We start from the raw sequence: 8939 nt of genomic DNA, 5'->3' as shown, positions 1-8939 counted from the left end.
AAATATACCCGAAAGCTCATCTAGAACTTACCTTACCCGGGCTAAACAGGCATTGCAAAAATTAATACAAAGTGACCTTATAAAGATATGAACACGTTAGACGATAAATTCAGCAATCATATTAAGGCAGTTTTCGAAGAATTTGATACTGAAGGGGCAGATTATGGCTGGGCAGAACTTAGAAAAGATTTCCCTTCAAAAAGCAGTCATAAGCCGCTGTACCTTTGGTTATCTGGCATCGCTGCGTCTTTACTGCTAGCTGGGGTTTTCTTATTTAACACTAATAATAATGATTCTTTCAAGAATGTTAGTCAGCAAAATAATACCGCAAAAGCAACGCCTATAGCGCCTCAAAAAACCGACAGTAATTTAGATAAAGCCACTAATAAAGAGATCAATACTTTTGACAAAAAAATTGTATCTGCAAAAATCGTTAAAGGAATTGCGCCAGCCAACTTAGAGGAAAAACAATTAATACCTGTTAGTATTACTGATACAATCATAAACAGCAATGAGCCCGGCAGAGATAGCGCCAATCTGCTTGCAAATGTTGTTGCCGTTAAACCCGATAGTGTAAAGACCACTAAACCTACAATACTTGAGTTCTTACAAAAAGAGAATGAAAAAGAAAATAAACCTGTATTGGCGTCGGCTGGTAAAAAAGCCAGAGAAGATAAAAAAAATGCATTGTTTGATGTTTATACAGCTACATTTTTAAATTATTACGCAGATAATCCGGTAAAAGTAAATGCAGGTGCGGGTTTCAATGCCAACATTCGGATCAATAAGAACGTTTACCTTTCTATGGGTGCCGGCATTAGTGAAACCAATATTACTTATCAGAGCTCCGTGCCCTCATCATTATCTAACTTGTCCAGCAGTGCAGCAGATGCTGCCCTTATAAACGGTTATGTAGTTGGGGCAAATGGCACTAAATTAGACGCACGATTTCTTAATATAGACATTCCTGTAGCTGTTAAATTTTATCCCGGAAAAAGCGGCAAGTACTATCTTTCTACAGGCGTAAATTCAAGCACCTACCTCAATCAAAAATATTCCAGTTCCATAAGTGGCTTTAACCCTTATTCAAATAGTTATTCAGACTTTAAAGGAAAAACTGAAGAAAGCAATTTTAAGGGATTTGACTTTGCCAATAGTGCCATTTTTGCAATAGGGATTAATCAGTCGCTTGGAAAAAGCAGCACGTTAACTTTTGAGCCTTTCTTTAAACCCTCGCTGCGCGGTTATGGCGACAAAAACATCAAAATAAACACCGCTGGTCTGAACCTGAAATTAAGTTTGGGTGGCAAGAAATAGTTGTTAAATTTGATAGTAGATTTACCATCTATCTTAAATTACATCTATATGAAAAAGACCTCTCCAATCCTGATCTTGCTATTACTGGTTTGTTGTGTTAATGCCAATGCACAATTCGGCAAATTAAAAGATGCGTTAAACAACGCCGCAGGTAGCATCCTTAATAACAAACAACTTAAGCTACTTCAAAGTGACCCTATAACCACCAACTTTGACGATTGCAACAAGACCGAAACAATGCCTGTAGACTTTGGCGCTGACTCGGTTAAAAAGAAACTTTGTGATTTAACCTCAAGCTATACATCGGCACAGGGCTTTACTTTAAAACCGGGTTTTTATACCGGAACTTTTAAAAGTTTTTGCTTAAAAGCAGGTACCCACGGGCCGGGTAATGGCGACGGCTACTTGTATGCACCTTTGGCAGGCCCAAAAGAAACGATTGCCAGAACGCTTATCGCGAATTGGGAGCAGCATCCAGAGATTGAACAAAGCAAAGTACAATTGCTTTTATGGGCAATAATTGCAAAAACTAACTTCAGTAAACTCTCGCCTGATCTTCAGCTTGTAGCCGCTAAATTGCTTAACAAAAATGATTTGTCGGCCTTAAGCAGCAGCATAATGGATTATTTATCAAGCGAAGCGATGTTAAAGATAACTGCCAACCTACCTGAGCCTGCCAAGACCATTGTAGAAATTGAGAACAAAATGAGAGGTCTGTTATATCAGGCCAATTCATCGTACGATCAAATTGAACAATTGGCAATGCTTAGTGGCAGTGCTGCTCCAAATACAGATTTCCCAAGGGGGATATGGGGTTTGCATCCTGATGGTTATTACATTAAATACCTGCCTCATTCTTATAGCAGAACGGAAGTGGTTATTTATGTACCTAAAACAATTGCAACAGTAAATTATCTGCCTGTTGGTATGGTTGCCGTGCCTGCAAGCAGGGGTTGTCAGCGTTTAGGGCAATCTAATTTATTAGCCTGCGAGAATTAACATCGTACACATCCCTATATGAATGTTTCTGACATTATTAATTACCGGCTCTTTAATCAGCAAATTGCCAAAACTTCGTTTAGTACTCCTCAGGAAATCGTGAGATGGATGGTGGCCATGCAGGCGCAGGAATATGCGATGTCGAAATGGGCAATTGGTTTGCGGTTAAACAATGTTACCGATGCGGATGTAGAAAAAGCCTTTAATGATGGCCAAATACTAAGGACTCACTTGCTTCGCCCTACCTGGCATTTTGCAACTCCAGAGGACATTAGATGGTTGCTTGAGCTTACTGCTCCCAGAATTCGTAAAGCCATGGCTTATTACGAAAGGGAGCTTGAACTTGACAGCAAGCTTTTTAATAAATGCAATGATATTATTGGTAAGGCATTAACCGGTGGCCATCACCTTACCCGACTTGAGTTGAGTGATCTGTTTCAAAATAATGGGATCAGTTTAAATGGCAGACAAATGGGTCATGTAATGATGAATGCGGAGATGGACTGTTTGGTGTGTAGTGGCAGGCGCGAAGGCAAACAATTTACTTATGCTTTATTTGATGAAAGAGCGTCAACTGCGATCTCGATAGCTAAAGATGAGGCTTTATTATTGCTAGCCGAACGATATTTTACAAGCAGAGGGCCTGCTACACTTAAGGATTTCTCAGTGTGGTCTGGCCTAACCATTACCGATGCAAAAAAGGCTGGTGCTATGCTTGATAGCAAGGTATTTACCAAAGAGGTATTTGACGGTAATGAATACCTGCTAAAAAGGGAAACATTAGAGTTGGCATTGGATGCTTCTTTAGCTAAAAAGATTCAAAAGAGTTTCCTGATGCCTGATTACGATGAGTATGGTATGGGATACATTGATCGCACTGCAATATTTAATCCGATAAAATTAACCAGTGAGTTTAGGAAGAAAAACCCTGTGTTCGACAGAATGATTATTGTTGACGGCATAATTGAGGGGACATGGAAAAGGACTATAAAAGGCAAATCTGTAGTTGTTGAGACTTGTCTTTTTAGGGAATTAAACAAAGCAAAATCAGAGGCTGTTAAGAAATCGGTAAACAGATTTGTTAAGTTTACTGGTAGTAGTGAATGATTTGCATTAGATATAAATAAACCACCAAAATGACTTCAACTGAGTTAGAAAAATTACGTTACCCAATTGGAAAGTTCGAGCAACCTGCTCAAATCACTAAAGCTTTATTGGATGGTTATATTGCTACTATTGCTTCGTTTCCTGAAGCTTTAAGGAAAGAGGTAGCTCATTTAAGTGATGCACAACTAGACACTCCTTACAGGCCAGGAGGCTGGACAGTTAGACAGGTGGTTCATCATTGTGCCGACAGCCATATGAACAGCCAGATAAGACTGAAATGGGCTTTGACCGAAGATAGCCCTGTAATAAAGGCTTATTATGAAGAAAGATGGGCTGAACTAGCGGATAGCAGGGGGTTGCCAGTTGAATCGAGTCTGAGGATTTTGGAGGGACTTCATCAGCGATGGGTGTTTCTACTAAATTCACTTACTGCAGAAGAATTGGAAAGGGATTTTATACATCCGGAACATGGCAGAAGTATAAAGATTAATGAAAATACCGGTTTGTATGACTGGCATTGCCGTCACCACCTTGCTCATATTACTGAATTGAAAAAGAGGCAAGGCTGGCTTTCTATTTAAACCTGATTGCTTTTAAAGGACTTATCCTGCTCACCAATAACGAAGGTATAATAAGTACCACAAAACAAATTACAATTGTAGAGATGTTTAACAGTAACACATCGGTAAATTGTATTTCAATTGGCACATACGCCAGGTAATAAGACGTTTGATCTAATTTAAAAATATGGGTATGGGTTTGCAGAAAGGCTAAGCCAAGCCCCAGAACATTGCCCAATATTACTCCAATTCCTACCAGGTAAAGGGCATTATAGAGGAATATTTTCATTACACTAAAATCTGTCATACCAAAGGTTTTTAGCATACCGATCATATTGGTGCGTTCCAGTATCATGATTAATAAAGCGGTAATCATATTGATTACGCCTACTACCATCATTAATGCAAGGATAATTTTTGTGTTTACATCTAACAGGGATAGCCAGGTAAATATTGCCGGAAAATAGTCTTGAACGGATTCTGACTTCAGCTTTGTTTCCAGTTCTGTGTAAATATTTGTTGAAACGGTTTTAAGATTAGCAAAATTCTTAATTCTGATCTCTATACCCCCTATTTCATTAGGCTTCCAGTTGTTTAAACGGCGGATCAGATTAAGATCGCCCATTACAAAGCCTTTGTCGATCTCTTCTACACCAATATCATAAATTCCGACTATTTTAAATGGTCGCCTGCGAGGAGGATCCTGTACGAAATGCATGATAAAGTCGTCGCCTGTTTTTAGTTTAAGGCGGTTGGCAGTAAATTGAGAGATCATGATCTGCTTGGTGGCGGCAGCACTATCGGCAAAGTTTATAACTGTTCCGCTTACCAGGTGTTTACGTATATAATCCCAGTTAAAGGTCTTATCTATGCCTTTAAAATTTATGCCTTCAACTTCATCATTAGCAGAAATGATGGCTGGTTTTGTTGCATAGGGTTGAAAATATTCGATATCGGGATTGCTTTTAAGCTTGGCTATAGTTTCGGGTTCAGGTACAAAAGGCGACAGTTCAAATGAATTGTTAAGATCAAACTTAAAGATTCTCACATCGCCAATGTAACCTCTTACTTTTTCCTGTATCTCGCTTTTAAAGCCTTTAATAATCGCAACCGAAAGCATCATTACAGCAAGACTGAGCATTACCCCTGCTATAGCAATACGAACTATTAGTTTTGAGAATGTGCGCTCAGATTTTACTGCTATGCGCCCTGCTATGAAATATTCTGTATTCAACCTCTTGCAATAAATTGTAACGTAGCAAAAATGCATTTTTTATTTCATTAATATTCTGTTTATTCTTTAATGAATAAAAGACATGAAGGTTGACTTGTTATTGATTATCCATTGGGAAGGTATAGTTCCTTCAGATCGTCTATGGAATGATAGCCCAGTTTTCGGTAACTTTCAAACTGAGCCTCGTCAAAAAACTGGTCGCCTGTTGATTGGTGGGGGAAATCCGTATTTGCTAAGGCATATTCGCGGATATCCACCGGTTCATCGCCTGTCAGTGATGCTTTGATGTAAATCAATGTTCCTTTCTTCTGCGCATATCCGGGATAGGTGATATAGCCTCTTGCAATGTGTGCCGAATCCCTGTCTTTTAACTTGCTGGTAATGTTTTTCAGGTCAATATTGATCTCAACACCAAAATCAATACGACAACGCCTGATTGCATTTGCAAATCCTTCACAGGTTCCTTCCTGATCCTGTTCTCCATCTCCTATCAGGATATAACTACATCGCCTGCGTACCAGTTCATAAAGCCCCATGTTGTCAAAATGGCCCCCATCTGATAGGCATACGTATTTCATATCTATATCGGACTTCCCGACCAAGTCTCTCAACAAGTACAGTAACCCGAGTTTCGGATCCTGCATTTTCCAGCGATCACGCCTTGGATTGCCTATCCACCAGCCCAGCCGTACATTGAACAGGGTCATTAAAAATGCCATGGTTGCAGAGGAATGATATCCCCAGTTTGGGCTTACCGCAGCACCTGATATAGCCATGGCTGTTCCCAGGGTGGGTCCTCCGTTTTTATTGGAAAACTTTTCAGTCGGCCGGTAACCATATTCGTACACATTGTCAATGTTATAGGTCGATGAGCGGGTTGGACTAAAGTCATAGCCGCAATATAATGGAGAAAAGATAAAAGACTCAGCCATCCGGTCCTGACGGTCCAGCGCTGATACCACTGTTGAGTTTAGCGCGGCATTGATGATCGGAAAAGGACCGAAATAGCCGTTTTCTACTTTCATAGAAGACAATATGATGTCATCGTTGGTATCAAACCCGGTAAATGGATTGGCCGTTTTAACCCGATCTTCCCTTGTACGGGTTGCACCAAGGAAAGCCCTGATCAGCCGGTTGCGGTAAAAGTGATGCAGAGAGAATTCATTGACACCCACACGCCAGCTTAAAACCAAGGTCAATGCTGCCAGAATAACAGTAATATAAAGGTTTTGCCCGTAGAAATCATTTGAATATGCACTGGTCTCATGTCTGATCCCCTCGTTAATCCAGGAGCCGATCAGCAAAATACCAATCATAAACAGAAAGGGTACAACCTTGATCAGTACACTGATAATGTTCGCAGACTTACCGGATTCTTCATCCCTGGATTCAAATGCCTTTTTCACCCCCCAGCCAATAATGCCGGCCCATCCTCCCCAAGCCACGGGAATCATTGCACTGGGTTTTTCAGGCCATAGGTCAGGCATGATCAAACAGGCAAAGGTTACAATTATCCAGAGCAGCATGAAACGGTGGATGTAACCTCCTAACCTGCCCCACCATTCACGCCTGTAATCTGGAAACAGATTTCCCATCAGCGCCATCCTGGTGATCACTGCGACAGAGAAGATTTCCATTACTATTGGGGCGCCCAATACCAACATTATTTTTTGAGGTGCAATTTTGGTGAATGAAGGCGCAACACGGTAAAAGTAAGCGACGAATTCCCAGAATAATATTATCAGTAAGGCGAACAATGCAGAGGCCACTGCCGATGAAAGCAGTATGGCAATGACCGTTGGACTGGAAATCCGGGGCACATTTTCTGTTCTTCCTTTAACATTGGCTTTACCCAGCTCGATCAGGTCTTCCCGTTTATGATAATTACCCCAAATCGCAAGCCATAAAAAGGCCAGAAAAGCGCCTAAAGAAAGTGCCAGCATCAACCATTTTCGCTGCCCGGTATCATCAGTGTATGGGTATATCGCATTAAAATAGATGCTGATTGCCAGAGCACAAATGCTCGCCCAGGCAACTAAAATATTTGGAATGATTCTTTTTATTTCGGTTAGTGAGGAGAAGCTAAGCGACAGTTTCTCCCAGATGCTTCTGAGCACCCCTTTATGTGCCTGCTTATCTCTCTGGTAAAAAGAACGCATCGCAATTGCGGCCAGTACCGACCCAATAGCGAGCATGACAAAAGTGGAAATCAGAATGTTTCTTGGACTAAGCATAGTAACCTTGCCTTTCAGCAGATTCCAGGTATCATACAGATCAGAGATTGCTGACAAGACAGTCAGCAGGATCAGCAGCAGTACAACCTGGTTGATGACTGTGTTTCTAAGCCAGGTCATCCCCGATCCCCAAGCATCGGGTGACATAATCCCCACATTAGGAGACAGGTAGTTGCTGAACATTCGCAGCCAGCGGACCGGACGGACTTCATCGGCCAATGGATCTCCGGATCTATCAGGACATAGGCGATCAGTAACTTTGCTTAATGAGCCGGATCGCTTGATCCAGGAGTTTAACCAGGCACCGATATACCCTCCGCCAGAGACGGTAGACATATAATCAAATTCTTTCAAGACATTCAGATTGGCCAGCCGCTGCAAGATGCCCAAATTGAAAGTAGCCGAGCGGATTCCACCACCGGAAAGTGCAATTCCCATCAGGCCCATCTCACCTGCTTTACACATCGGATCAAAGACCCCATCATCCAACGCATCGCTGTCTGTGTTTTCTCTTTTATCCTCCGCAGGGTTTTTGCTTGCGATATCGTATTCTGCTTTTCTTGCTCTTCTGGCTTTTGTGATTTCAACCAACTCATCGCGGAAAAGTGTTTCAAAGGGCAAAGCCCTTTCTTCCTTAAGCATTGTCAAAAGCTTCCGGTCATTAATCAGGTATTCTTTGGCCAGCTCCGTTTTTCCCTTCCACCACCCCAGATAGGCTTTTCTGTCAGAGGTACTCAATATACCTGGTCCATGTTCTTTAATGATCGGGTGTTCGGGACTTTCATCAGAGAATTCATACAACTGATAAAGTCGTATCCGGTATGGGCTTGTTACCGTTCCTGCCAATACTGAAACGACCTGAAGCGGCATGTAACGAAGTTTTTCCACCAGAGCAATCCGCTCTTTTGGTTCATTGTATAACAAGGCCCTGATCTGCTGCCTCCAGAAAAAAGGTGGCTGAAAAAGAATCAGCACTTCATTTTCCTCCTTTTTACCAACAAAGGGAAGCCAGGAAAACAATCTTTTTTCAGGATGATCTTCACCGGGTATTTTAGTTGACAGCCATTGTAAAAGACCTAGAGTACTTGTAAAATAACGATATGAAAGATTTGCCGGGTCCTCCATGGCGGGACTATGCCAGATTAAATCTTTAATCTGCTCCTGTTGATTGGGTGTAAGCTCCTCAACTTCGATGTCTTCAACAGTAAGGTTCAACCAGCTTTTCTTGGTCAGCAGCTTTTGATCTAAATGATCGGAGGCTTTGCCTTTTAAAATGTCCTGATAGAGGATAATATAACAAACAGCTTCTGCTGTAAGGTCAGTAACAATGTCCATATCAATTAAACTCCCGGTTTGGTTAAACGCTAAAACAAGGCAAATTTTGAAAAGCGGCCAATGGTATCAGCCAGAGTGCTATAAATAATTTGTATGCATTTTTTTATTAATCAGTATTATATCAGTGTTGGTGCAAATCAATGCCAAATACAG

The 8939-nt window shown here is 41.2% G+C and carries 6 protein-coding genes; 4 read left to right on the top strand and 2 right to left on the bottom strand.

Annotation, left to right across the window (positions count from 1 at the left end):
- Positions 1 to 87: 87 nt before the first annotated feature.
- From AC1DG9_RS07685 to AC1DG9_RS07670, 4 genes are read left to right on the top strand one after another with little or no spacing between them, the layout of a single operon-like run.
- A complete protein-coding gene (locus AC1DG9_RS07685; protein ID WP_288881169.1) occupies positions 88 to 1317 on the top strand; it encodes a hypothetical protein in 1230 nt (409 codons plus the stop codon).
- A 48-nt stretch (positions 1318 to 1365) separates the two neighbouring features.
- The gene (locus AC1DG9_RS07680; RefSeq protein ID WP_288881172.1) at positions 1366 to 2316 is read left to right on the top strand and encodes a hypothetical protein; all 951 of its coding nucleotides are present in this window, start codon (positions 1366 to 1368) and stop codon (positions 2314 to 2316) included.
- A gap of 18 nt (positions 2317 to 2334) precedes the next feature.
- On the top strand, positions 2335 to 3423 hold the full coding sequence (locus tag AC1DG9_RS07675) for a winged helix DNA-binding domain-containing protein (RefSeq protein ID WP_288881175.1): 1089 nt from the start codon (positions 2335 to 2337) through the stop codon (positions 3421 to 3423).
- Between the two features lie 29 nt (positions 3424 to 3452).
- Positions 3453 to 4004, top strand: coding sequence for a YfiT family bacillithiol transferase (locus AC1DG9_RS07670; RefSeq protein ID WP_172659459.1), 552 nt, complete (start codon positions 3453 to 3455; stop codon positions 4002 to 4004).
- Here the strand turns inward: AC1DG9_RS07670 and AC1DG9_RS07665 are convergent.
- Positions 3997 to 5217, bottom strand: coding sequence for an ABC transporter permease (locus AC1DG9_RS07665; protein WP_048907082.1), 1221 nt, complete (start codon positions 5215 to 5217; stop codon positions 3997 to 3999). The genes AC1DG9_RS07670 and AC1DG9_RS07665 overlap by 8 nt on opposite strands.
- Positions 5218 to 5321: 104 nt before the next feature.
- The gene (locus AC1DG9_RS07660) at positions 5322 to 8786 is read right to left on the bottom strand and encodes a patatin-like phospholipase family protein (RefSeq protein ID WP_337716369.1); all 3465 of its coding nucleotides are present in this window, start codon (positions 8784 to 8786) and stop codon (positions 5322 to 5324) included.
- Between the last annotated feature and the right edge of the window lie 153 nt (positions 8787 to 8939).

Source organism: Pedobacter sp. 05L430 (assembly GCF_056397585.1).
This window is presented reverse-complemented; position numbering and strand designations above follow the sequence as displayed.